Here is a 22715-nt window from a genome sequence, read left to right on the forward strand (position 1 = left end):
TACATCAACCCCCCCCCCTCCCTCCCTCCCTTGCTTACATTATGTATTCTTTAAAACTATTAAATACCCTGTGATTTATCAGAAAATTATAAAAATAAATAAATCCCGATGTGTGAATGGAAAGGGAAGTAAGTGCAGTAGTTAGGAGTAAAAAACGATTATTCTAAAAATTTTGAAATTAATCGATGGATTTACTGCATCTATAGCATATCCTAACGCATTGCCTGCATATAGTAGTAGTGAAAGGGGGATGTTGATGCAGGAGCTACTTCGAAAACTCAAAGAATCCTATGATCAATTAAGTACTGGACAAAAAAAGGTAGCGAAACTCTTTTTTGAAGAGCCTAACAAAATTGCCTTTTCTCCTGCTTTTGAAATCGGAAAACATGTAGATGTAAGTGAATCCACAGTTATTCGTCTGACCCAGAAGATAGGATATAAAGGCTATGCAGAAGTACAAGAAATCATCCAAAAGGATTTATCAAAGCAAAGGGTAATTACCCAGTATAAAGAAATGTCTACTATGTGCAATCAATCATTCGTTCAAGAGCTATTGGATGCAGATGTGGAAAACATAGTACATTTAAAAAGAGTGTTAGATGAGAAAAGGATGCAACAAGTCGTAGAAAAAATTTCTGGGGCGCGAAGAATCTATATAACCGGAAATCTCCTAAGCTATGGCCTAGCCCATTTCTTTTCATCATGGCTGAATATTATTCTAGGAAATAGCGAACTAGTCTTAAATGGAGATGACCAGTATTATCATCAACTATCAAGAATAAGTTCTGAAGATGTCCTTATTGCACTAATATTTCCTAGGTATATGAGAAGCACTTTAGAAACAGTGGAGTATGCAAAAAATCTGGGTGCTACTGTCATTTCGATAACAGACTCGGAATTGTCTCCTGTAAGCCTTAATTCCGACATTGTATTAAACGTACCTATTACTCCAAGTATTAATGTTGATTCTTATACTGCTGTTCTATCTTTACTTACAACCATTATGAGGTCTGTATCTATTCAAGACGCAGAGAGGGTAGAAAAAAATTTGTTGCGCATGGAGGTTGTTTACCTGGAAAACAACATCTTTTATAAAGAAAAATAAAGGTAAAGAAGTGGAGATGAGAACAAAGTTGAAAATTGATCGGATTATCTTACGAAAAATGAAAATGCCGTTAAAGGATCCATTTGAAACAAGCTTTGGTGCAATAAAAGATAGGACCTTTATGATTGTAGAAATCCATGGTGAAGGGGAAGTAGGTTATGCGGAAGTAGTGACTGAAAGTGCACCCTTATACAATGAAGAGTGTGTTGGTACTGCATGGCACGTTATGGAAGAATTTCTGATTCCACTTATGTTTAAAAATCAGCAATATATCCAACATCCTGACGAAATCTCAGCAATTTTCAAACAAATTAAGCGTCATTATCTTGCTAAGTCAGGACTTGAAAGCGCCTATTGGGATTTACATGCCAAACTAGGTAATAAGTCTCTATCCTCCATTTTGTCTGGTCAGAAAGAAAGTATTGAAGTTGGTGTTTCAATTGGAATTCAAACCAGTATTAGTGAGTTATTGGTAAAAATTGACTCTTACCTAACAGAGGGCTATCGCCGAATTAAGTTAAAAATTAAACCAGGTTGGGACTACGATGTATTAAGAGAAGTACGCAACCATTTTCCACACATTCCTCTAATGGCTGATGCGAACTCAGCTTATACCTTACAAGACATAAACCTTTTAAAAAAGCTCGATGAATTTAATTTGTTAATGGTTGAACAGCCCCTATCCCATGACGATATCATTGACCACAGCATTTTACAAAAAGAACTGAATACTCCTATTTGTTTAGATGAAAGTATCCATCAGGTAGACGATGTACGAAAAGCGTTGGATTTAGGTAGTTGTCAAATCATTAATATCAAAATTGGACGTGTGGGTGGACTAACCGAAGCAAAGAAAATCCATGACTACTGTTTGTCTAGAAATATTCCTGTCTGGTGTGGTGGCATGCTTGAAGCAGGGCTTGGGAGAGCACATAATATAGCTCTTGCATCAATGCAAAACTTTAATATACCTGGCGACACATCGCCATCATCGAGGTATTGGGAAGAAGATATTTTAGAAGAGCCTATTCAATTTTCACAACCAGGTATGATTAATGTCCCAAAAGGACCAGGAATTGGTGTAAATGTTAATTTAGAAAAATTAAATAAGTATACAACCTTATTAAAAACCTATGATTCTTCTGAATTTTAAAAGCACCGAAATACTATAAAAAGGGGAGACTGTCATGAAAAAGATTATTATTTTATCTATTATGTTAGGAATGGCTATCATCTTAACAGCATGTGGATCAAATTCTTCGTCAACAAAGGAGGGGGCAGGAAGTGAGTTTAACTTAAAAGAAGACGGAAAATTTACTTGGGCAGCAAGTGGACTATATAAACCTTTTAATTATAAAGAAAATGGGGAGCTAAAGGGTTTTGATGTTGAAATTGGCTATGCAATAGCTGAAAAACTTGGTTTGGAACCAAATCCAATTACAACACCTTGGGAAACGATTTTACAAGGATTAAAAGCTGAAAAATTTGACGTTATTTTAGGGAGTATGGCAATTACCAATGACCGACTAAAGGAAGTGAATTTTAGTGACCCATATTACTACTCAGGAGGAACTGTTTTCGTTGCAGAGGGAAATAGTGAAATATCATCAGTAGAAGATTTAAAAGGAAAAAGAATTGGTGTGGTTGCTCAAAGCACGTATGATGATGCAGCAAAAAAATATACGGATGACATTAAATACTATAACAGTGATGTAACAGCTCTAAATGACCTAACGGTTAAAGGGCGACTTGATGCAGTTATTACAGCACCAGTAGTTGGATATGAAGCACAAGCTGCCGGCTTAGAAATCATGGAAGCAGGCGAACCTTTATGGATTGAAAAAGCAGGTATTGCAGTACGCAAAGACGATGAAGCCCTTTTAGAAGCCATAAATAAGGCGTTAAAAGAAATTATTGAGGATGGAACATATGAAGAAATCTCGAATGGATTATTTGGGACTAATTTACTTGAAGTAGATCTAGAAGGTATAGAAGTACTTGAATAGTGATCCTGCTTCTCGTTTTAGGAGGGTGATGCTGTGTGATTGATATTATTAATCTTTTTACTCGAACACTTTCGGGATTTTTAGAGGCTAGCTTGATTACGATTCAGTTGACAGCAGTAGGGCTCATTTTGGGCACACTGCTGGGCCTTATTTTTGCACTCTTTAAAATCTCACAATCTAAAACACTACGAAGTATTGCTGCATTGTATATTACAATCATCCGAGGAACTCCATTAATCGTGCAAATTTCATTTTTATACTTTGGGATTTCTTCTGTTATTGTGTTATCGGGCTTTTGGGCAGGTGCTCTTGCACTAGGTATTCATAATGGAGCGTACATTGCAGAAATTTTTCGTGGGGCAATACAAAGCATTGACAAAGGACAGTATGAGGCAAGTAGTTCACTAGGGATGACAAAAACTCAAAGTATGAGAAGAATTATTTTTCCACAAGCATTTAAACGGTCTATACCGGCATTAGGTAACCAATTCATAATCGGTTTAAAGGATTCGTCCTTAGTTTATGTGATTGGTGTAGCAGAGATCTATTCAATAGCAAATATGGAGGCTGCTCAATCATTCCAACAATTTGAGGCATTCTTTGTGGCTGGCCTATATTACCTTGCCCTTGTGATGATGTTCTCTTTCCTTTTCAACAGACTCGAAAATAAGCTTGATGTAGAAAAAGTGAGGTGAGGAATTCATTATGCTAATTGGAAAAAACATATATAAGTCATTTGGAAAGATCGAAGTGTTAAAGGGAATAGATGTGCATGTTTTGCCAAAAGAGGTCGTGGTACTTGTTGGTGTTAGTGGATCTGGGAAAAGTACATTATTAAGATGTTTTAATTTCCTTGAAAATGTTGACAGTGGTGAAATTATCATTAATGGAAAATCGATCAATTCAAATAAAGATAACCTCCCAATTGTAAGAGCCGAAGTTGGTATGGTATTTCAACACTTTCACTTATTTCCTCATAAAACTGTCATTGAAAATGTAATTGAAGCACCTATCATTGTCAAGAAGATGAATAAAGAGGAAGCTACCGAAAAGGGGTTACAAATATTAGAAAAAGTAGGCTTAAGTGATAAGGCATATGTTTATCCAGACAAGCTTTCAGGGGGACAAAAACAACGGGCAGCAATTGCTCGTTCACTTGCGATGGAACCAAAAGCAATGTTGTTTGATGAGCCTACCTCAGCACTTGATCCAGAGCTAGTTAGTGAAGTACTTCAAGTTATGAAACAACTAGCAAAAGAAGGAATGACAATGGTTGTCGTTACACATGAAATGAACTTTGCAAGAGATGTTGCCGATCGCGTGATCATGCTTGATGAAGGAAAGATTATCGAAACAGCCGATCCAAAAACATTCTTTGAAAATCCTAGTAATGAGCGGACGCGTCAATTTTTAAAATTGGTAGATTAGGTGTTGGTATAGATATGGATGAGATCAAATATAGACGATTAACGACAATAAAAGAGATGCATGAAGCCACGAAATTAATTCAAAAGGTATGGGGAGAAGAAGGGACAATCAGTCCTTTTCTTTTTATTGCACAATCCCATGTAGGGGGCTGCTTACTTGGTGCATTTTATCAAAATAACCTAGTCGGTGTGAACTATGGGTTTATTGGGAAAGAAGGATTGGAAATATTTTTATATTCTCATCTATTAGCCGTTGACTCTGATTATCGTAATTATGGTATAGGTGGGAGACTGAAAAACCTTCAGAGAGAGACTGCTAAGAAGGATGGATTTAAAAAAATTGTATGGACGTTTGACCCTTTGCAAAGTAAGAATGCATTTCTTAACTTTCATAAATTAGGAGCTGTATCAAACCAATATAAACAAAACTTTTATGGTCATATGGGGAATGAATTGAATACAGGTACAGATTCAGATCGACTTCTAGTAGAATGGTTAGTTTCAACGGAGAAAAGAAAGGTTTATAGTTATACAGTCGTCACATGTGGGATAAAAGAAGAGGAAACCGTCCCTTTAGTTTCAAGCTGGTCACCAATAAATGCACCTGTTGTTGCAATACCGGTACCAGATAATATTCAATTTATAAAAACGATGAACAGTAATATAGCAAAAAGATGGCAAGTATTTTTACGAGAATCATTGACTTACTATTTTCAGAATGGATACGCAATCGTCGACTTCGAAATGCACAAGGGAAGAGATATACAATATTATATTTTAGAAAAAACAAGGGACTCTGTTCTAGGAAGTGAGGAAGCCCATGACTACAAAGATTAGTGGAGAGATTAAAAAGTATGTGTATCAGACTCAAAAACATTTACACTCTATTCCAGAACCAGCATTTCAGGAAACAAAAACAGCTGCTTTCATTGCTAGTGAATTAGAAAAAATGGGCTATACAGTAATGAAGGGACTAGCAGGAACAGGGGTTACGGCCTATATTGAAGGTAAGCAAAAACATCCATGCATAGCAATACGAGCTGATATGGATTGTATCATTCATGAACATGAAAAGACAATCGTCTATCGACATTCGTGTGGTCATGACGCACACTCAAGCATTGCATTAGGGGTTGCAAAACAAGTGATTGAGCATAGTTCAAATTTAAATGGAAGCATTAAGTTTATTTTTCAACCTGCCGAAGAAATAGGGCAAGGTGCAAAAGCGATGACAGAAGCAGGGTCTCTTGATCATGTCGATTATTTAATTGGCTACCACTTGAGAATGAATTCGGAATGTCCATTTGGAAAAATGGCACCAGCATTACTTCATAGTGCGGCATCTATAATTACGGGAGAGATTGAAGGAAAAACAGCACATGGAGGCCGCCCTCATTTGGGGATAAATGCCATTGATGTCTTAACTTCTTTACTAACAAGTATAAATACGATTCGTTCAAATCCGCTCACAGCTACAAATGTTAAGTTTACAAAAATCGCAGCCGGTGGAGGTTCGCTTAATGTTATCCCTGATAAAGGCACATTTGCTATGGATATTAGAAGTGGTAGCAATGATGAACTTAAAATGACAATTGAAAAGATAAAACGAACCTTGGATTTTACTGCCGAGCAATATGAAGCAAAAATTAGGTATCAGATTAGTGAAGGTGTTCCTGCTCCGCAATATGACGAAAATCTTGTATCAGTAGCTAGTGAAGCAATAAAAAAGGTTTTAGGAACCGAAAACGTTGTCGATCCGATTTTTACTCCAGGCGGTGAAGATTTTCATTATTATACAAAGCTTACCGATATTAAGGCTGTATATTTAGCTATTGGTGCAGATGTTTCCCCAGGTCTACATGATCCTACTATGACATTTAATAAAGAAGCAATGGTTAATGGAATTGCTGTTATCACTGAAATGATTACAAGCCTTTTAGGAGATGATTAGAACTAAATATCAGTGAAGTGTGCCTAATGGTAAAAAAGTTCCGAATACTGTAGATAAACGTAACTATTACATTTGAGAGTACAGCTGGTTTATCCAAAATCAAAATTACATGATTAAAGTTCGCCTGAACATTAATCAGAAATTCTAAAAACAGCAAAACAATACCTTTTATCAGTTTTCCATTTAAAAATTGACCGAAACCAGGAAGGGCAATGCTCCAAAGTAACGTTTCCTTTGCATCCACATCGCTTTAACCATTTCCCAGGTTTTGTCGATCTGGTGCTGAAGGCGGTTTTTCAAGCCACCCATTATCAATCATAATATTTGCCCCGTCTCCTGCGAATTCCGCGACTTCCACACTTAAACGAGTATAAGCTGCGAACAAATCCTTTCTTGCAGATTCTCCCATGCTTGCCCCATAGTAACCCATTCCTGCATTATTTAATGCTGTAGTATGAAACATTAATAATTTATCGCTAAATACAGGTTCTTTTGACGTTAATGGTGCCAAACTCCAACTCATCGGGGTAGGAATATTATCTTCACTTAAAAACTTACTAAAAACGGCACTATGATGTTTGGCAATTTCTGCCCCGCGCACCATATAAGAACGAACTTCATTTGATTGTGCCACTTGGGAAAATCCTGTTAATAATGCACTTCCAAGCGAATTTCTGTACAAATTATCAAATAAAAAACAGATTTCAATTGTTGTTAGTGGTCGTTGTTTCCCTAGCCATCCAGCCATAAAATGCTGCTTATGAACAAACTCTGCTTGAATAGGATAAGGAATATAAGGTGCACGAATAAAAAGCCCCTTTTCCTGCAATACATTACTTGCCCGATTAAAAAGCTCCAATGATGATTGCATACAATTTGTATAAAACTCGCGAATATCTATCCGAGCCGAACTAGGTAAAGCTATGCTATAACTATTAATCCCCATCATACCCATATTTTGAATATAATAAAGCATAAACTCATCGGTAAAAAGCCTTGCAGCATTTAAATTCACATCTTGATCAATAAATCCCACAGGAATAGGGAATTTTTCTTCTTTAAAGATATCCGCAATTATTTCGATGTGTCTTTTTGATAATCTGAAGCATACTCTAATACTTCACGAATATCAGGATCTTCTACATCCTTTAAAAAATAAGAAATCGTACAAATTCCTAACGTATCATTTAGATAGGAACCCCATAATTTTCCCACTTCACTTGCCGTTAACCTAATATGATCATGATCCATTAAATGACCTCCTATACTAATCCATCAAGCATAATATTCTCAAAAGCAGGAAAAAATATTTAGGAACCACCTGATTAAAATCCATCAATAAAAGAGGTCTTGTCCACTTGAATAGACAAGACCTCTTTTTATTCCCCTTATTGGTAAGAGACATGAAATTAAAGGAACGAAGGATCAAATATATGAAGCCATTAAAGGGAATATTCGTGCGAAAAAACGTGGGAGTGCATTTGCGAGGATGGGTTAGATTAAATTAACGAAACGAAGAAATAAATCACTAAAAGATTTAGGAAGGTGTACCGACGTTTTTGGTAGGTACACTTTTGAATTTATGTGAATTGAGGATAAAGTAAACTAGCGGGGGTTTTCTTCATCCCCCACTGATTGTTAGTTGAACTAAGTGGCACTGCCCTTCTCTTTCTTGTTTAACTCCTCACAAATTTGTAAATTTACCAACTTTTCTATAAGAATAAAACCCTTTTGTCCATTTATATTTATTTACATTGAAACTTTGCCACTTAAAAGCAATGATTGACAGGGATAGTAAAAGCTTTATTTTGTAAAAATATATAAATGGAAAGTGTGGCAATTATATTTTCCAAATCTTTATAGGGGAAGTGATTAGGGTTGAATTTTAAAAATTTACAGTCGATTATAACGTTATTAAATGCAGTAAGCAGGCAGCCACTACTGAAAAAATTTAGTAGAAGAAGAAATAACAACAGGGGAATGATATGGGCATCTCTAATAGGCATAGCAGTTAGTGTAATAGCACTGGGCTTAAGAACAAACAAAATCAAAAATATTTTACAGCCAGTTCAAGATCTAATGTTAAATTTTGATAAGCCTTTTGGCAATAAATCTTTTTCTGTTTTGGCTGAGTTTGCTAATGAATTAACTCCTACTAACATTACCGATAAAAACGAATAATTCTTCTGTACACATGCTCTTTTAAAAGGGCATGTGTACTAAGATTTCAACACTGTAAAAATTAATTGTTTAGCATTTTTTCATATAGGGTATAGAAAGAAAAAGGGAGGAATAACTTATGAATATTTACACGAAATTTGCTAAATATATAGTATCTTCATTAAAAGCCCAAAGGCAGTTGAGTATCCAAGAATCCGATTTAAGATTCATAAAAAAAGAAATACTAGACTTGGAAGCAACGGTAAGAAAGGCTAACGAGCCTGGGTGGCTAATCGTTAGCTTAGATTAATAACTTTTCAATTTGATACGCATCTAAAGCCAGCTTCCTCAATTTGAAAATGACTTAGCAATTTGATGATATTCCCCTGTAAAATCCCCAATTATTTTAACTCTCTATCGCTTTAAGATGTTTTTTCTTTGAGCATTAGTAATTTATTTAGGCTCTCCCCCGGTACGAGATGTATTTAATCTACCGGGGGAAGAGCCTAATTATAAAAATTATTGCTTGTTTTTTTGTGGCAATTTTTTACTCGGATTTTCATTTCCCTGATGTTTTCTATTTTCCATGTCTTTCCTCTGATTTTCATGTAATTTTTTCACGTAATCATGTGTATTTTCCATAAAAATGACCTCCTTAAAATTAAAGCTGTAGTTACTTTATCCAATAGAGCTAAATTACATGCAAAACTTGTCCTGTTTCTCAAAAAACACCATTTCCTGACTTAGCTGGTACTCTAGAACACTAAAGAGATGGGGTATATGAATCCTAAGGAGAAAAGAAGTCGTGATCAAAATGACTGAAAATAAAGTGAGTTATGGGTTTAAAAAAATTCACTAGACATTTCCCGGGGTTTTGATATATTTTATATAGCATTTTCTAACTAAGGAGCTAATACCTATGCACCCTGTGTTCTATTCACTCTTAGAGAACATGGCGTTTATTATCGCTTTTGTTTTTTTAGGTTTAAAATTACAGAATTCACTATTAGGAAAAATTAAAAATTCACTTATATTTAATAATTTGACATTTCCTTTATTTTTTAGTTTTTTATCACTTTGGGTTATGATGTATATTCCCTTCCATTTTGATGGAATTCGGTTAGATTTAAGAAGTGCACCTCTTTTTTTAATCGCTTATTTGGGTGGATGGAAATTAGGTGTGATTTCTATTATTCTTCCAGCTATTTATCGCTTATATTTGGGTGGCCCAACAGTGATGGAAGGGATTACGCAAGGTATTTTTCTGCCTTTTTTTATCGGTGCTTTATTTCATGTCATCCATAATCGTGAAAAATATAAGGCATTCAACACTACTATAAATATAAAGAAATTGATGTCTGCACTTTTACTATTTGAAATTATCCAAGCTTCCTTACTACTTTGGACAACCCCAGCTACTTTTATAATAGTGTTAAATATGGTTTTATTTAGTATGATTGCTGTAGTAGGAATGGCATTAATGATCAATGATTTTAACAATGCTTCCCTTCAAAATAAGCAACTTCAATTTCTATCGAATTACGACCAATTAACGCAGATACCCAATATCCGTTTTTTTAGAGAAAAGGTCGAAGGTCTAATTTATGAAAAAAAACCAATTGCCATTGCAATGTTCGATGTGGATTTTTTTAAAAACTACAATGATACCCATGGACACCCGGCAGGCGACGTTGTTTTGAGAACAATTGGACAGATTTTAAAAGAGAATATGAGAGACCTAGATATTTACGCAAGATACGGTGGAGAAGAATTTATAATTTGTTTTCAAAACCCTGGCAATATCGAGAATATCAGAAAGCTTGCAGATCAATTTAGATTGAAAGTAAAAAAATATGAGTTTTATGGGGAAGAAACCCAACCAAATCAAGATGTTACAGTCTCAATAGGGATTAGTCACTCTTATGGGGATAAAACATTAAAGGGCTTAATCGAAGAAGCTGATAAAGCTTTGTATAAAGCAAAAAGTAAAGGTAGAAATAGAATTGAAGTAACTGCCTGACCTCTGGTACGATAAAGCACCAGGGATCAGGCTATATTTGTAGGGAAATAATTATTTATGCCCTAATGTTTTCTTAATTGCGATTCCTTCTTTACGGGCAGTAGACCATTTAAATGGTGGAAAACGGATTTCTCCACTCTCTTTCGCATATACCAGATGGTCGAGAGCTTCAAGGATAATATTGCGTTGAAGTTCCTTGTGATATGGAACGCCAAAATGATGTCCCATCATAAATGGTAAAAATACAGCACGTGGTGGTTTTGCATGTTCTGTTACGTCTAACGCCACTGATAATGAAACTGTTGGTATTCCTCTACGTTCTAAAGCGCGCTGCACGAGCGCGACAGACTGGTGACAAATCGGTCATGCGGGTGATAAAAGGGCAATGTCGGCTTGGTCTTTTACAACCGCTTCTGCGATATCTTCAGCCAGAGTTTCTTCTAGTTTATCTGGGTCCATATTGTATCCAATAAAAGAAAAAAGGTGATCACTTAGACTACCGATTACACCTTCTTCTGCAAGCTCTTGCAATCTTTCAATCGGAAAGATGACATTTAAATCTTCGTTCGCACCGACTGTTGGGTATTTTAGCTGATGGATTTCTAAATCCTCAGGCTTTAAATGAGAAGGTACTTTACGATATGTATAGTCTCCAATCGGATGGACAGTATCAAAAGGCATGGTTCCAGAAGGCTGAACACCTGCAGTACTAACAAAGGTTAATTTTGATTCAGATAACGGTTTTTTTAATTTTGCAAGTGGGACATAATCATGCTTGGTAATCATTGAACCAGGATAGCGATCATTAACTGTATTCCAAAGGCCTGGTCTGATTTGTGTTGGTTTAGAGATTTCCATCATGAATCCAATCCCCCGATCTTTTTAAGAAATAAAAGTGTAGATGAAAGTATAAATGTGCTAATGTTTCTGCATCCTTTTTCTCTAGCGTTTCGAATATAAACTCCCGATCTGTATTCGGTGAATCAAGTAAAAGTTTAAGCGCTTCAACCCATGATTTATCAATTTCTTTACGCCCTGCATCCTCATTTCCGTCACCAAAGTGTAATCTTACATAACGAATAAGCTTTTCATGATCGTCATTTGCTATTGCTTCCTTTAAATATGGCAGTGACATTTTTCTCACATCCTTACTTTTATATTACGATTTTAACACTTTCCCTTGGTAAAGTTAAATGGTTTGTTGTTATTTCTTTCCTTTAGCGGTTTGACGTTCTTCTTTTAATTTTTACCCTACATCACGACAATAAAAATATATCGACTGCTTATTAATTTTAATTTAAGGTCGTTTCATTGGGCTTTTGAAGTATAATGAACCTAGTCAGATTTTGAATATGATCTTTCTTTTAGAGAATCCTATATATAAGTCGGATAATATAAAAAAACGAGGTTACTACATGAATAAAAGGTTTAAGGACTATAATTTAAGTGATGAAATAACAAGAGCACTTGATGTGTTAAAATACGAAACGCCAACAGAGGTTCAAGTTGAAGTTATACCTAGAGCACTTGAAAATCAAGATCTTGTCGTGAAATCTCAAACAGGTAGTGGCAAGACTGCTTCCTTTGGTATACCTATTTGTGACATGATTGCATGGGAGGAAAAAAAACCACAAGCATTAATACTTACCCCAACTCGGGAGCTTGCTGCTCAAGTTCGAGAAGACATCACGAATATTGGAAGGTTTAAACGTATTAAGGCTATGGCCGTTTATGGAAAAGAACCTTTTACGAAACAAAAAGAAGAATTGAAACAAAAAACACATGTAGTTGTTGGTACCCCTGGACGTGTGATGGATCATATCGAAAGAGGCACATTAGTATTAGACCAAATAAAATATCTCATTATAGATGAAGCAGATGAAATGCTTAATATGGGTTTTATCGATGAAGTAGAAGCGATCATAAAAGAGATGCCTTCAAGCAGAGTAACAATGGTATTTTCTGCTACATTGCCGAAAGATGTTGAAAATCTTTGTCATAAATATATGCAAACTCCAATTAATATTGAAATTGCTTCAACAGGTATCACTACGAATACGATTGATCATAGTTTAATCGAAGTGAAACAAGAAGGAAAAATGGCACTGCTTAAAGATGTTACGGTCGTTGAAAACCCAGATAGCTGTATTATTTTTTGTAATACGAAAGAACACGTTGATAATGTGTATACGGAATTAGAAGAATCCAATTATGCTTGTGAAAAACTCCATGGAGGATTAGAACAAGAAGATCGATTTGCCGTTATGAATGGGTTCAAAATGGGGAATTTCCGTTATCTTGTAGCAACCGATGTGGCGGCAAGAGGAATCGATGTTGATAATGTAACGATTGTCATTAACTATGATGTTCCAATGGAAAAAGAGAGCTATGTACACCGGACTGGAAGAACAGGGCGTGCTGGTAATAGAGGGAAAGCAATAACATTAGCCACACCTTATGAAGAAAAATTCGTTAGATCAATTGAACGATACATTGGCTTTGAGATCCCTAAAGCCGAACCCCCTATACCACAGGAAGTTGCAAGAGGAAAAGCGGCTTTTGAAGAAAAGATCGGTGGCCGCCGAGTGGTGAAAAATAATAAAACGGCACGAATAAACCAAGATATTATGAAACTCCATTTTACAGGCGGGAAAAAGAAGAAGATTCGAGCTGTAGATTTTGTTGGAACCATTTCTAATATCCCTGGGGTAACCGCAGATGATATTGGAATTATAACGATCCAAGATAGTTTGTCCTATGTTGATATTCTTAATGGAAAAGGCTCAGTAGTCTTACAAGCGATGGAGAATACAACAATTAAAGGAAAAAAACTGAAAGTTAGCAAGGCAATTAAATAATAATGGTAAACAAGGGCGACTATGTGCATTCATAATCGCCCTTTCCATTTTATAACATTCTTTTTCGGTATTATTGAATAATATCTACGTATGAATTTAAAGATAAAAGAAAATAGATTGGCGATGTATAAGTAACTTGGGAAAAAGTAGAAAAGGTTGGTAGAGCAAATATATATAGAATTTGATCACCTTGGTTTATAATAATATCGAAATAGATTAGATTTTAACATTAGTTTTTAAAAGGTGGTTACTTTAGATAATGGAAAAAGAATATAGAGTGTTACTTTATTATCAATATGTTCCGATCGAGGGCGCTGAGGAATTTGCGCAACAACACTTAAAGTTATGTGTGGATCTTGGGTTAAAAGGACGCATTTTAGTAGCAGATGAGGGAATAAATGGTACCGTTTCTGGAACTGTAGAGCAAACGGAAAAATATAAGGCGGCTCTAAGAAATGACCCACGATTTGAAGACATGGTGTTTAAAGAGGACGAGGCAGACGAGAATGCATTCAAAAAGATGCATGTTAGATATCGAAAAGAATTAGTCACACTAAGGCTAGAGGATGATATAGACCCACGAAAAGTGACCGGAAATTATTTAAGCCCAAAAGAATTTTATGAGCAGATGCAAGCGCCAAATACGGTTGTGATTGATGCCCGTAATGACTATGAGTATGATTTAGGGCACTTTCAGGGAGCAGTAAGACCTGATATTACGTCATTCCGTGAGCTTCCAGAATGGATCCGCAACAACAAAGAGCAATTTGAAAATAAAAAAATCTTGACCTATTGTACGGGTGGTGTCCGCTGCGAAAAGTTTTCTGGATGGTTATTAAATGAAGGCTTTGAAGATGTAGGGCAATTGCATGGTGGTATTGTCACATACGGAAAAGATCCGGAAATAAAAGGGAAGCTATGGAATGGACAATGTTATGTGTTTGATGAAAGAATTAGTGTGCCAATTAACCAAGTAGAGCATGTTATTGTTGGGAAAGATCACTTTACAGGTGAACCGTGCGAACGGTATGTAAACTGTGGTAATCCTGAGTGTAATAAAAAAATTATTGTTTCTGAGGAAAATGAACATTTTTACTTACGAGGTTGTACACATGAATGTCGTGTACATCCAAGAAACCGTTATATAGAAGAACATGGATTAACAGAAGAAGAGGTAAAAGATAGACTTCAGAAAGTTGAAAAGGAAAGAGTAAGTCAGGGATAAAAGGATTTTTTTATCCTTTCTTTAACAGATTAGATTTTTATGCGATAGGATATATAAATTCCTTAACAATAAAAAAGCTGTCGAGAATTTCTCAACAGCTTAAGGTTGCTTAGCAAACAACCTTTTTTTATAAAACTAAATCCCAGGTATTAGGAAACATTAAGAGGAAATTAACATAACGCAGTGCCTACAATAATGAGAAGAATGAATAATTTAATATGAAATCATTCCCACCAGTGCACCATAACCATATGCCATCAAACGCCTCCTAACACACTTCTTTAGTAAGCTCCTCCGAACCCGCCGCCAACGTAAGCAGCTCCTACAATAATTAGTAGGATAAATAACACGACAATCAATGCAAATCCACCACCAGCACCATATCCAGCTTCAACTACACCGCTCATAAAAACACCTCCATCCATTCTTTATTACTGTATGTATGATGGTCAAATATTGAACTGGGTAATTGACCATTTTTAGACCATTTGGGCACAAAGTCATAAGAACCTGCACTAGACAACGTAGGTTGTTTTTAGAAGGGTATGAATTTAAGATCATAATAAAAAATAAATACTAGACGATATGCGCCCTTACAGATTAAAGTCAGAAAGCATAAACTAAATAGAAATTACTAAATGACAATAGTAAGGGGGAAAGGAAATGGGATTCGGTAACTATGGTGGCTATGGCTTAGGTGGTTTCGGCGGCGGATTTGGTGCTCCTTGGTGCTCAAGACCTGTTGCTCAACCAGTAGTAGCACCTACTGGTAATAACGGATTTGTATTAATTGTTGTGTTATTCATTTTGTTAATAATCATCGGCGCGATATACGCATAATAAATAAATGATTCCTTTTGGAGAGGTTAGTTTTAAAGACAACTTAAGTCAATCCGTCCAGAAGGTTAACAATAGTCGACTCTTCTTATGATTGTCTCCGTTAGGGATGATTTGTACTTTTCTTATTTTTCTCTACACGTATGTTTGTTTCGAGCTAAAACTAAAAGGGTTTGGAGTTTGTTAAGGTAGCTTTTCATCAATTCCCGCAATCAGGCGCCTATCCTTGTAAAAGGATTAGCGTCCTATTTGTTTAATAGGAAAAATTGTAGAGTATTTTTTTAAAGGGAAAATGGCAATAAATGGCGAAAAAATCATTAAGATTGTGAAACTTTTTACCTAAAATCGTGATAGTTTAAAAGGTAATAACATAATACATAAAAATAACTACCTTTTATAAGATAGCCGATAAGTGTGAATGTGTCAGCGGCGTGGGCAATATATTATTGGAGTTAGATGTGATGGGCGACTTTGGAATACAGCATAATGAAGGTACTTATACATTAATATTTGGTGAGGAATCGATAGTAACTAATAAAAGTATTAATGGTGTTAACAAGTGATTGAAGCAAAATTACGCAACTATGACTCAGTTACGGATATGCTTTTACATGAACAACAAGTGACAAAGGAAATGTATCATAATCAATTAGATACCATTCATACAGAATTAGCGCCACATATTCAAGCAGAAGGTCAAACAGCCATTGATCGCTGGGTTTCTGCTTTAAAAGCAGGTGGGACATTGAAGCCGCTTGAGTTAATGAAAGTAGCTGGAGTGGATATGTCTAGTCCAGAGCCGATTAAGAAGGCTGTGGCTTATGTAGGATTTTTAGTTGATGAGCTTGAAAACAGCTTCTGAAATTTGAGGTAAGTACAGTTGGAATACGTTTTATAAAAAAGAAAAACAATTCCATTTATCAGTAGGCGCTATCCTCTTATACGGGGTTAGCGTCTATTTTCATTTAAGATAGTCTACAAATAGGTTAATATTTAAGATATAAAATATTGAAAAATGTACGACATTAATCGATAAAAAGATATACAGCAATAAAGCCCTTGCTATTGTAGCTCAGAGTTTCTACATTCAGGTAAATAAAATTAAATTGTTTGTTTTAGGGTATTATATAACTTATCTAAGTATATATTGGTTGCTACATTGACAAAACTTAAGTACTATAGAAGTTTAGAAAAGGTAAAGTTCGAAAAGAGGGTTATTATGGAAAAAACATCTATATACGGGTTAACACTCGAACAACTAACAGAATGGTTGGTTGAACATGGTGAGAAAAAATTTCGCGCTAGTCAAATTTGGGATTGGTTATATAAAAAGAGAGTCACTGATTTTTCGTTAATGAAAAATATTAGCGCAAATAGCATTAAATTATTAGAGGATCATTACTATATACAATCACTAAAACAAGAAGTTAAGCAAGAATCAAAGGATGGTACGATTAAATTCTTGTTTAAGCTGCAGGATGGAAATCTAATTGAAACCGTGTTAATGCGATTTAATTATGGATTGTCTGTCTGCGTTACAACGCAAGTGGGTTGTAATATTGGCTGTACGTTCTGTGCAAGTGGTTTGTTAAAAAAGAATCGCGATTTATCGAGTGGTGAAATTGTTGAGCAGATCATGAATGTTCAACATCATCTTGATGAAAGCGGAAAAGATGAAAGAGTCAGCCATATTGTGGTAATGGGAATTGGAGAACCATTTGATAATTATGATAATATGTTGGACTTCTTCAGTGTGGTAAATGACCAGAAAGGTCTTTCTATTGGAGCAAGACATATTACGGTCTCGACAAGTGGTCTAGCCAAAAAAATAAGAGATTTTGCTGATGAAAATCTACAAATAAACTTAGCAGTATCATTGCATGCACCAAATAACGAACTTCGAACTCGGATTATGAAAATCAATAAAGCCTATCCCCTCGAAGAATTAATGCCTGCAATCGACTATTACTTAGAAAAAACTAACCGCAGAATAACATTTGAGTATATCCTACTAAAGGATGTAAATGATCATAAAGAAGAAGCAATCGAACTCGTTAAATTGCTTAAAAACAAACGACATTTATCCTATGTCAATCTGATACCTTATAATCCTGTCGATGAACATAATCAATACGAAAGAAGTACGAAGAAGGCAATACTCGAGTTTTATGAAACATTGTTGAAGCATGGCATTAATTGTGGTGTTCGCGTAGAACAAGGTTCAGATATTGATGCTGCATGTGGCCAGTTGAGAAGTAAGCAAATAAAAAAGGATAAAGCTCGTTCATAGAAAAAAGTCGTTATAAAATTGCAAAAAAAAATGGATATCTTTAATGGGTTTGGACTAAATATAACAATGAAAAAGAGTGAAAAAAAGAGTAGTAGTACAGTTGGTAGAAAAATTTCATAAAAAGTACAGTATTACCCGCGATTTTACAGGTTCTAAAGGTTCCTCGTTCCAGCTATTATCGTTGCCGAGTGGATTTGTTAGATTCAATGGTTCTAAATATCCTGCTTATGTGGAAGAGGTTGAACGTAGATATCGATATGAACTATATAAGTTGCTAAAAGAATTAAAAAGCGCTAGTAATATCAAGATGGTATACATTTTCAAAATATCAGAGGAACTTCAATGAATTCAACAGGCGGAGATAGTGAAGGCACAGTATACTATGAAGTGAATTAAAAGGAATTGTTCAAGGTGGAGTAGGGTTTTATCCTACAATCTATATACATGCAAGAAATATTTATGAAGATGTAGGATTATATCCTTTGCTTAACTAGGATAATCTTGTTCAATAATAATCTTTCGCCTAAAAAGTAGCCAATTTTTAGGCGAAAGATTATAAGTTGTTTTATTAACACAATTCATAATCATTAATTTCAATTTTTTTGATGTTGCTTGTAAAGGATTCGAATAAAATATTGGTCCTTCTATATAAGCAATGATGTTATCCCCCACTTTGACTTTATTTGTGCTTGACAATATTAACCAAATAGATTCTTCTTTTTTGTTATCAGTCTCTTTAATAATTAGTATTTTTCCGTCTTTTAAAATTAATTTTTGATACATACCCTTCAAACTTCTGAAAATTTTCGCTACTTTCTGGTAAACCTTCCGATTTAATACTACTTTTATTTGTTTTAATTACATCGTTAGTGCATCCTGTAATTATTAGTGAAAATAAGATATAGTAAATAAAAATTGAAATTTGCAATGTCACTCCTCATATTAGCAGTTTATTATTAATATGCTATGCGACATAATTTTTATAACTTATTTCGAACCTACATTATTCATCGAAAAACACAAAAAAGCTAGAAACCCTTATCTAAGGAACTCACTTTCCAAGTGAAAATAAATAAAAAGAATCCTTTTCTTGGATATGTTTTATTCACTACAAAGAAGGCAGTTGTACAATGGATTTTCTCAGTACAAATTTAAGAAAATAAGGAATGCTTAAAATATGTATATCTATAGGAAAAGATGCTATTCTTAAAGAGGAAAAATATGTAGCAAGGGAGATTTTAAATTGCTAACAAACCACTTGGATTTTCGATTAGAAGCTAAAATTAAAGAAATATACGAAGAGCATAAAGTGCGCTCTGCAAAAATAGATTGGGGTTATTATGAATTTTTGCCTTGGGATAAAGCTCAAGACTTTAGAAGAGTTCCGTGGGATAAGAGCCAAGTTACACTTCCTAGTGGTATAATAACAGCAGTGGAAACAGCCTTGCTAACTGAAGTAAACCTACCTTGGTTTACCTCTCACTTGGAACAAACGTTTAAAGGCGGATTGTCAGTTATTACTGATTTCGTGCATACTTGGACAGCGGAAGAAGACCAACACTCCAATCTTATTGAAAATTACTTATTAATTACACGAAACGTAGACCCAAAAAGATTACATGAACTTCATAAACAAACAGTTGAGGCCGGTTGGTCCCCTGATTTTCATACTCCTTTTGAAACAATGGTATATACGACACTTCAGGAACTTGCAACAATGGTTTTTTACAACAACGTAGCAAAAGTTGCTGGAACACACGATAAAGATTTAGGTACTCTTTTAAGAAGATTAGCTAAAGATGAAATCTTACATTATGCTTTCTACCGTGACGTTGTTAAATTCCATTTACAAATTGAGCCGAATTATTGTTATTATCTTGGTCATGTTATTAAAAATTTTCAAATGCCTGGAACCGTAATGCCAGACTTCGAAGACAGAATGAGCATCATTGCTAAAGAAGCAAATTATGGTCCTCTTGAATACTTTGACCAAGTATTAGATGTTATTGTAGAATATTGGGAGCTAGAAAACTTAAGACCACTTGCACCCGAAGCAGAAAAGGCACGCGTGGAGGTTATTTCTTACCGGGATAGATTAAAAAAGGTAAGAGACCGCTTTGCTAAGAAAAATGAAAAATAATGAGAAGACAAGCCTAAAAGGCTTGTCTTCTGTTAATTTCTTCATATTCATACTCCTAATACGACCAAGATTTAATCCAGTTAATTCTGATTTCATACTGTAATAGTTTTTAATAGGTCTCATCAAAAAAGTAATCTTTAACGTTTAGTATTGGACATCATATTGATCGCGTTACCCGAGGAAACCATATTGGTTACCCAATAACCACGGAATCCAAAGGATTTGTAAGATGGGTCAGGCATATTTTCTTTTGCTCTTTTGCAATTCTGTTATTTAGTTGTAGTTATAAAACGTATCCAAAAAAGCCACACTATTACTGAATGAATGAATGAATAAAGGGGGTTAAACCATTAATGGAAGTTCATCATGATAATGTCGGACTATCAACTGCAGAAATGTCTTTTCTTTGGCGAAATTACATAGGAGATACTATGTTAGTTTGTATTTTCGAACACTTTCTTCGTAACATTGATGATAAAGACATAGAAAATATCGTATCTAGCGCGAAAGATCTTGCCAATAAACATATTCAACAAGCAAAGGATCTTTTTATAAAGGAAGATTTCCCAATACCACATGGATTTGGGGAACAAGATGTGAATCTTGAGGCACCACGGCTATTCACTGATAAATTTTATTTGTATTATCTTATCCAAGCACTTCGCGGAGGGATAGCAAATTACTCACTAGCCTTTTCAAGTTCACACAGAGAAGATATTAGGATGTATTTCATGCATTGTATACATGAGGACACTGAGCTTTTTAACCAAACGATGAAATTAATGTTAGAGAAAGGACTTACTGCTCGACCACCTGAGATTCCAACACCGAAACAAGTAGATTTTGTGGAAAACAAAGACTTTTTGGGGGAATGGTTTGGTGAAAATAGACCGTTAACCTCTATTGAGATCACGAAAGTCTTTATGAATATAGAAAATAATCTCCTGGGAACTTCGCTAATGACAGCGTTTAGTCAAACAGCAAAAGAACCAAAACTTAGGGAGTATTTTCAAGATGGACATAAGGTAGCAATAGAGCAGGTGGAAAAGTTCTCCCAATTATTAGCAGAAGACTCTCTTTCTTACCAACCGTCTTGGGTTCAGGAGGTAACTGATTCTAAAGAACCTGCGTTTTCAGATTATCTAATGTTGTACCATGTTGGTGTGGCAACTGCTACTGGTATTGGTAACTATGGAATCTCTATCGCAACAAGTCAAAGACGTGATCTTGCGGCTATGTATACAAAGTTAGGTGCTCAGATTGGAAAATATGCTGAAAAAGGTGCGAGGTTAACTATTGAGTATGGATGGTTAGAGCAACCACCCATGGCAATCGATAGAAATGAGCTTCAAAACAAGTAAGTAGTACCACAACGGTGCTGCTTTTTTAGAAACTGGCTTGAAAGTCATTAGTTCAGATACAGAAAATTAATATTTGAGGCTTGTCCCCAAGTTCGGTAAAGGATTAATTGACTGGGGACCCAAAATGCAAAAGACAGCGGAAGTTTTCACCCACTGTCTTTTATTTCCGATTTATTGTTTTGGAATTTCGCATCCATTTTCATCACATGACATAGTCTATTCACTAATATCTGTAAATGGACCATCTTGTTCCATGATTTGGCCAATCGCTTGTATAAATGTCTCAGTTGATTGGGCCCCTGTGACAGTGTATTTTCGGTTTATGAGGAAAAACGGAATGCTTCTGATACCAAGCTCAGCTGCTTCTTGTTCGTCTGCACGAACCTCATTACTCATGTCACCACTTTCAAGCATGCTGGCAACAGCGTCTCCATCCAAGCCAACTTCTTTCGCTAACTCAATTAAAGTTGAATGATCGCCAATATGCTTTGACTCGGTGTAATACGCGCGTAAAATCCGATCCGTCATCACATTCATTAAACCTTGTTTTTTAGCGTAGAATGCAAGTCGATGGGCGTCAAATGTATTAGTTAAAATCAGTGTATCCAATTGAAAGTCCAACCCAACCTCACTTGCCATTTGCTTCAAATTTTGGGTGTTTGCCTTTGCTTGTTCAATGCTCATTCCATATTTATTTGCTAATTTCTCGTACATATTATCATTTATATCCCGTTCTGCCGTAGGATCTAATTCAAAGCTTCGATATACAACTTTAACGGGTTGGTCAATTTTCTTAAGAGCGTCCTCCAGACGCTTTTTGCCAATATAGCAAAACGGTCAAGCAAAATCAGTCCACATTTCAATTAACATCGTGTCTACCTCCATTCCTTTATCCAATTTAGTATACCTACCTTGGTCTATTTTAGTCCAATAAAGTGCCTTAGACAGGAATTTTCTGTTAAGGAAATCATCCTTAGGGAAATAATTCGAGGGTAAGATAAAAACAAAAATAGTCTTTATTTATAAACAAATATAAAAGCGAGTGTTCTTTGTTGTTGAGTGTGAATACTCAAATATTCAAATACTCAAGTGTGAAATGGTTTGTTGTATCTTGCAGTTGGTGATAAAGTAAAATATTTTTCTAAGCGTTTTCATTACGAATGTTACAGAGTTTTACGTGAATTTATACATTTCTAGATTCTTGACTTTTTCATAGAATGAGTTAATATCTAGTATAGTCCTTAAGAGGAATTTGTGATTTTTATAGAATAATAGATAGATACATTTATTTAATATATAACTGAAATTATGAATAAAATTTAGAAGAGGTGGAAT

At 35.2% G+C, this 22715-nt stretch carries 25 protein-coding genes and 2 pseudogenes; 17 read left to right on the top strand and 10 right to left on the bottom strand.

Features of this window, described 5'->3' with window-relative positions; genetic code table 11:
* Positions 1-256: 256 nt before the first annotated feature.
* The 7 genes from PY093_RS06650 to PY093_RS06680 are packed head-to-tail and all read left to right on the top strand — an operon-like array spanning position 257 to position 6489.
* Entirely contained in the window at positions 257-1105 is an 849-nt protein-coding gene (locus PY093_RS06650; RefSeq protein ID WP_275645101.1) for a MurR/RpiR family transcriptional regulator, read from the top strand.
* 28 nt (positions 1106-1133) lie between these two features.
* Positions 1134-2258 carry an o-succinylbenzoate synthase gene (gene menC / locus PY093_RS06655; protein ID WP_275645133.1) on the top strand — a complete coding sequence of 375 codons (1125 nt, stop codon included), beginning with the start codon at positions 1134-1136 and terminating at the stop codon, positions 2256-2258.
* A 34-nt stretch (positions 2259-2292) separates the two neighbouring features.
* Complete coding sequence (locus PY093_RS06660; protein ID WP_275645102.1) at positions 2293-3111, top strand: transporter substrate-binding domain-containing protein; 819 nt, start codon at positions 2293-2295, stop codon at positions 3109-3111.
* A 35-nt stretch (positions 3112-3146) separates the two neighbouring features.
* A complete protein-coding gene (locus tag PY093_RS06665; RefSeq protein ID WP_275645103.1) occupies positions 3147-3806 on the top strand; it encodes an amino acid ABC transporter permease in 660 nt (219 codons plus the stop codon).
* 10 nt (positions 3807-3816) lie between these two features.
* On the top strand, positions 3817-4539 hold the full coding sequence (locus tag PY093_RS06670) for an amino acid ABC transporter ATP-binding protein (protein WP_275645104.1): 723 nt from the start codon (positions 3817-3819) through the stop codon (positions 4537-4539).
* Between the two features lie 14 nt (positions 4540-4553).
* Complete coding sequence (locus tag PY093_RS06675) at positions 4554-5375, top strand: GNAT family N-acetyltransferase (RefSeq protein WP_275645105.1); 822 nt, start codon at positions 4554-4556, stop codon at positions 5373-5375.
* Positions 5359-6489: an amidohydrolase gene (locus PY093_RS06680; RefSeq protein WP_275645106.1), complete on the top strand. Its 1131-nt coding sequence runs from the start codon at positions 5359-5361 to the stop codon at positions 6487-6489. Before PY093_RS06675 ends, PY093_RS06680 begins: the two co-directional genes overlap by 17 nt.
* Positions 6490-6739: 250 nt before the next feature.
* Here the strand turns inward: PY093_RS06680 and PY093_RS21385 are convergent, their stop codons facing one another.
* Both PY093_RS21385 and PY093_RS21390 read right to left on the bottom strand, forming a co-directional pair.
* Positions 6740-7237: a DUF3231 family protein gene (locus PY093_RS21385; protein ID WP_481769282.1), complete on the bottom strand. Its 498-nt coding sequence runs from the start codon at positions 7235-7237 to the stop codon at positions 6740-6742.
* 93 nt (positions 7238-7330) lie between these two features.
* Positions 7331-7740, bottom strand: a pseudogene (locus PY093_RS21390) (DUF3231 family protein); the annotation flags it as partial.
* 627 nt (positions 7741-8367) lie between these two features.
* Between PY093_RS21390 and PY093_RS06690 the strand changes: the two are divergent.
* Both PY093_RS06690 and PY093_RS06695 read left to right on the top strand, forming a co-directional pair.
* On the top strand, positions 8368-8670 hold the full coding sequence (locus PY093_RS06690) for a hypothetical protein (RefSeq protein ID WP_275645107.1): 303 nt from the start codon (positions 8368-8370) through the stop codon (positions 8668-8670).
* A gap of 118 nt (positions 8671-8788) precedes the next feature.
* Entirely contained in the window at positions 8789-8959 is a 171-nt protein-coding gene (locus PY093_RS06695; RefSeq protein ID WP_275645108.1) for a hypothetical protein, read from the top strand.
* A 209-nt stretch (positions 8960-9168) separates the two neighbouring features.
* Here PY093_RS06695 and PY093_RS06700 read toward each other — a convergent pair whose 3' ends face one another.
* Complete coding sequence (locus PY093_RS06700; RefSeq protein WP_275645109.1) at positions 9169-9291, bottom strand: DUF4023 domain-containing protein; 123 nt, start codon at positions 9289-9291, stop codon at positions 9169-9171.
* A 277-nt stretch (positions 9292-9568) separates the two neighbouring features.
* On the opposite strand from PY093_RS06700, the gene PY093_RS06705 reads away from it, so the two are divergent.
* Positions 9569-10669, top strand: coding sequence for a diguanylate cyclase (locus tag PY093_RS06705; protein WP_275645110.1), 1101 nt, complete (start codon positions 9569-9571; stop codon positions 10667-10669).
* Positions 10670-10720: 51 nt separating this feature from the next.
* Here the strand turns inward: PY093_RS06705 and PY093_RS06710 are convergent, their stop codons facing one another.
* Genes PY093_RS06710 through PY093_RS06720 form a run of 3 tightly spaced genes read right to left on the bottom strand, consistent with a single transcriptional unit; the run spans position 10721 to position 11804 of the window.
* Positions 10721-11005: a hypothetical protein gene (locus PY093_RS06710; protein ID WP_275645111.1), complete on the bottom strand. Its 285-nt coding sequence runs from the start codon at positions 11003-11005 to the stop codon at positions 10721-10723.
* 27 nt (positions 11006-11032) lie between these two features.
* On the bottom strand, positions 11033-11530 hold the full coding sequence (locus PY093_RS06715; protein ID WP_275645112.1) for a glycine/sarcosine/betaine reductase selenoprotein B family protein: 498 nt from the start codon (positions 11528-11530) through the stop codon (positions 11033-11035).
* Complete coding sequence (locus PY093_RS06720) at positions 11514-11804, bottom strand: hypothetical protein (RefSeq protein ID WP_275645113.1); 291 nt, start codon at positions 11802-11804, stop codon at positions 11514-11516. Before PY093_RS06720 ends, PY093_RS06715 begins: the two co-directional genes overlap by 17 nt.
* Before the next feature lie 280 nt (positions 11805-12084).
* Here PY093_RS06720 and PY093_RS06725 point away from each other — a divergent pair, with 280 nt between their 5' ends.
* The gene (locus PY093_RS06725) at positions 12085-13527 is read left to right on the top strand and encodes a DEAD/DEAH box helicase (RefSeq protein ID WP_275645114.1); all 1443 of its coding nucleotides are present in this window, start codon (positions 12085-12087) and stop codon (positions 13525-13527) included.
* Positions 13528-13786: 259 nt separating this feature from the next.
* Positions 13787-14752 carry an oxygen-dependent tRNA uridine(34) hydroxylase TrhO gene (gene trhO, locus PY093_RS06730; protein ID WP_275645115.1) on the top strand — a complete coding sequence of 322 codons (966 nt, stop codon included), beginning with the start codon at positions 13787-13789 and terminating at the stop codon, positions 14750-14752.
* Positions 14753-14922: 170 nt separating this feature from the next.
* Here trhO and PY093_RS21395 read toward each other — a convergent pair whose 3' ends face one another.
* Complete coding sequence (locus tag PY093_RS21395) at positions 14923-14970, bottom strand: YjcZ family sporulation protein (protein WP_481769283.1); 48 nt, start codon at positions 14968-14970, stop codon at positions 14923-14925.
* Between the two features lie 63 nt (positions 14971-15033).
* The gene (locus PY093_RS06735; RefSeq protein WP_275645116.1) at positions 15034-15159 is read right to left on the bottom strand and encodes a YjcZ family sporulation protein; all 126 of its coding nucleotides are present in this window, start codon (positions 15157-15159) and stop codon (positions 15034-15036) included.
* A gap of 256 nt (positions 15160-15415) precedes the next feature.
* Between PY093_RS06735 and PY093_RS06740 the strand changes: the two genes are divergently transcribed.
* From PY093_RS06740 to rlmN, 3 genes and pseudogenes are all read left to right on the top strand, one after another.
* Complete coding sequence (locus PY093_RS06740; protein ID WP_275645117.1) at positions 15416-15592, top strand: YjcZ family sporulation protein; 177 nt, start codon at positions 15416-15418, stop codon at positions 15590-15592.
* Between the two features lie 679 nt (positions 15593-16271).
* A pseudogene (locus tag PY093_RS06745) lies at positions 16272-16451 on the top strand (hypothetical protein); the annotation flags it as partial.
* 357 nt (positions 16452-16808) lie between these two features.
* Positions 16809-17879 carry a dual-specificity RNA methyltransferase RlmN gene (rlmN, locus tag PY093_RS06750; protein ID WP_275645118.1) on the top strand — a complete coding sequence of 357 codons (1071 nt, stop codon included), beginning with the start codon at positions 16809-16811 and terminating at the stop codon, positions 17877-17879.
* Positions 17880-18365: 486 nt separating this feature from the next.
* Here rlmN and PY093_RS06755 read toward each other — a convergent pair whose 3' ends face one another.
* A complete protein-coding gene (locus PY093_RS06755; protein ID WP_275645119.1) occupies positions 18366-18662 on the bottom strand; it encodes a hypothetical protein in 297 nt (98 codons plus the stop codon).
* 460 nt (positions 18663-19122) lie between these two features.
* On the opposite strand from PY093_RS06755, the gene PY093_RS06760 reads away from it, so the two are divergent.
* The gene (locus PY093_RS06760; protein WP_275645120.1) at positions 19123-20019 is read left to right on the top strand and encodes an acyl-ACP desaturase; all 897 of its coding nucleotides are present in this window, start codon (positions 19123-19125) and stop codon (positions 20017-20019) included.
* Between the two features lie 353 nt (positions 20020-20372).
* The gene (locus tag PY093_RS06765) at positions 20373-21380 is read left to right on the top strand and encodes a DUF3231 family protein (RefSeq protein WP_275645121.1); all 1008 of its coding nucleotides are present in this window, start codon (positions 20373-20375) and stop codon (positions 21378-21380) included.
* A 216-nt stretch (positions 21381-21596) separates the two neighbouring features.
* Here the strand turns inward: PY093_RS06765 and PY093_RS06770 are convergent, their stop codons facing one another.
* Entirely contained in the window at positions 21597-22205 is a 609-nt protein-coding gene (locus PY093_RS06770) for a DsbA family oxidoreductase (RefSeq protein WP_275645134.1), read from the bottom strand.
* Positions 22206-22715: the final 510 nt, after the last annotated feature.

Source organism: Cytobacillus sp. S13-E01 (assembly GCF_029193815.1).
GTDB lineage: Bacteria > Bacillota > Bacilli > Bacillales > Bacillaceae_L > Bacillus_BV.

What these genes read in the sequence shown, in the direction of transcription:
- PY093_RS21385 (WP_481769282.1), bottom strand. Translation starts at nt 7,237, where the DNA reads ATGGCTGGATGGCTAGGGAAACAACGACCACTAACAACAATTGAAATC.
- PY093_RS06765 (WP_275645121.1), top strand. Translation starts at nt 20,373, where the DNA reads ATGGAAGTTCATCATGATAATGTCGGACTATCAACTGCAGAAATGTCT.
- PY093_RS06735 (WP_275645116.1), bottom strand. Translation starts at nt 15,159, where the DNA reads ATGAGCGGTGTAGTTGAAGCTGGATATGGTGCTGGTGGTGGATTTGCA.
- PY093_RS06755 (WP_275645119.1), bottom strand. Translation starts at nt 18,662, where the DNA reads ATGTATCAAAAATTAATTTTAAAAGACGGAAAAATACTAATTATTAAA.
- PY093_RS06705 (WP_275645110.1), top strand. Translation starts at nt 9,569, where the DNA reads ATGCACCCTGTGTTCTATTCACTCTTAGAGAACATGGCGTTTATTATC.
- PY093_RS06725 (WP_275645114.1), top strand. Translation starts at nt 12,085, where the DNA reads ATGAATAAAAGGTTTAAGGACTATAATTTAAGTGATGAAATAACAAGA.
- PY093_RS06715 (WP_275645112.1), bottom strand. Translation starts at nt 11,530, where the DNA reads ATGATGGAAATCTCTAAACCAACACAAATCAGACCAGGCCTTTGGAAT.
- rlmN (WP_275645118.1), top strand. Translation starts at nt 16,809, where the DNA reads ATGGAAAAAACATCTATATACGGGTTAACACTCGAACAACTAACAGAA.
- PY093_RS06680 (WP_275645106.1), top strand. Translation starts at nt 5,359, where the DNA reads ATGACTACAAAGATTAGTGGAGAGATTAAAAAGTATGTGTATCAGACT.
- PY093_RS06670 (WP_275645104.1), top strand. Translation starts at nt 3,817, where the DNA reads ATGCTAATTGGAAAAAACATATATAAGTCATTTGGAAAGATCGAAGTG.
- trhO (WP_275645115.1), top strand. Translation starts at nt 13,787, where the DNA reads ATGGAAAAAGAATATAGAGTGTTACTTTATTATCAATATGTTCCGATC.
- PY093_RS06660 (WP_275645102.1), top strand. Translation starts at nt 2,293, where the DNA reads ATGAAAAAGATTATTATTTTATCTATTATGTTAGGAATGGCTATCATC.
- PY093_RS06700 (WP_275645109.1), bottom strand. Translation starts at nt 9,291, where the DNA reads ATGGAAAATACACATGATTACGTGAAAAAATTACATGAAAATCAGAGG.
- PY093_RS06695 (WP_275645108.1), top strand. Translation starts at nt 8,789, where the DNA reads ATGAATATTTACACGAAATTTGCTAAATATATAGTATCTTCATTAAAA.
- PY093_RS06650 (WP_275645101.1), top strand. Translation starts at nt 257, where the DNA reads ATGCAGGAGCTACTTCGAAAACTCAAAGAATCCTATGATCAATTAAGT.
- PY093_RS06740 (WP_275645117.1), top strand. Translation starts at nt 15,416, where the DNA reads ATGGGATTCGGTAACTATGGTGGCTATGGCTTAGGTGGTTTCGGCGGC.
- PY093_RS06675 (WP_275645105.1), top strand. Translation starts at nt 4,554, where the DNA reads ATGGATGAGATCAAATATAGACGATTAACGACAATAAAAGAGATGCAT.
- PY093_RS06720 (WP_275645113.1), bottom strand. Translation starts at nt 11,804, where the DNA reads ATGTCACTGCCATATTTAAAGGAAGCAATAGCAAATGACGATCATGAA.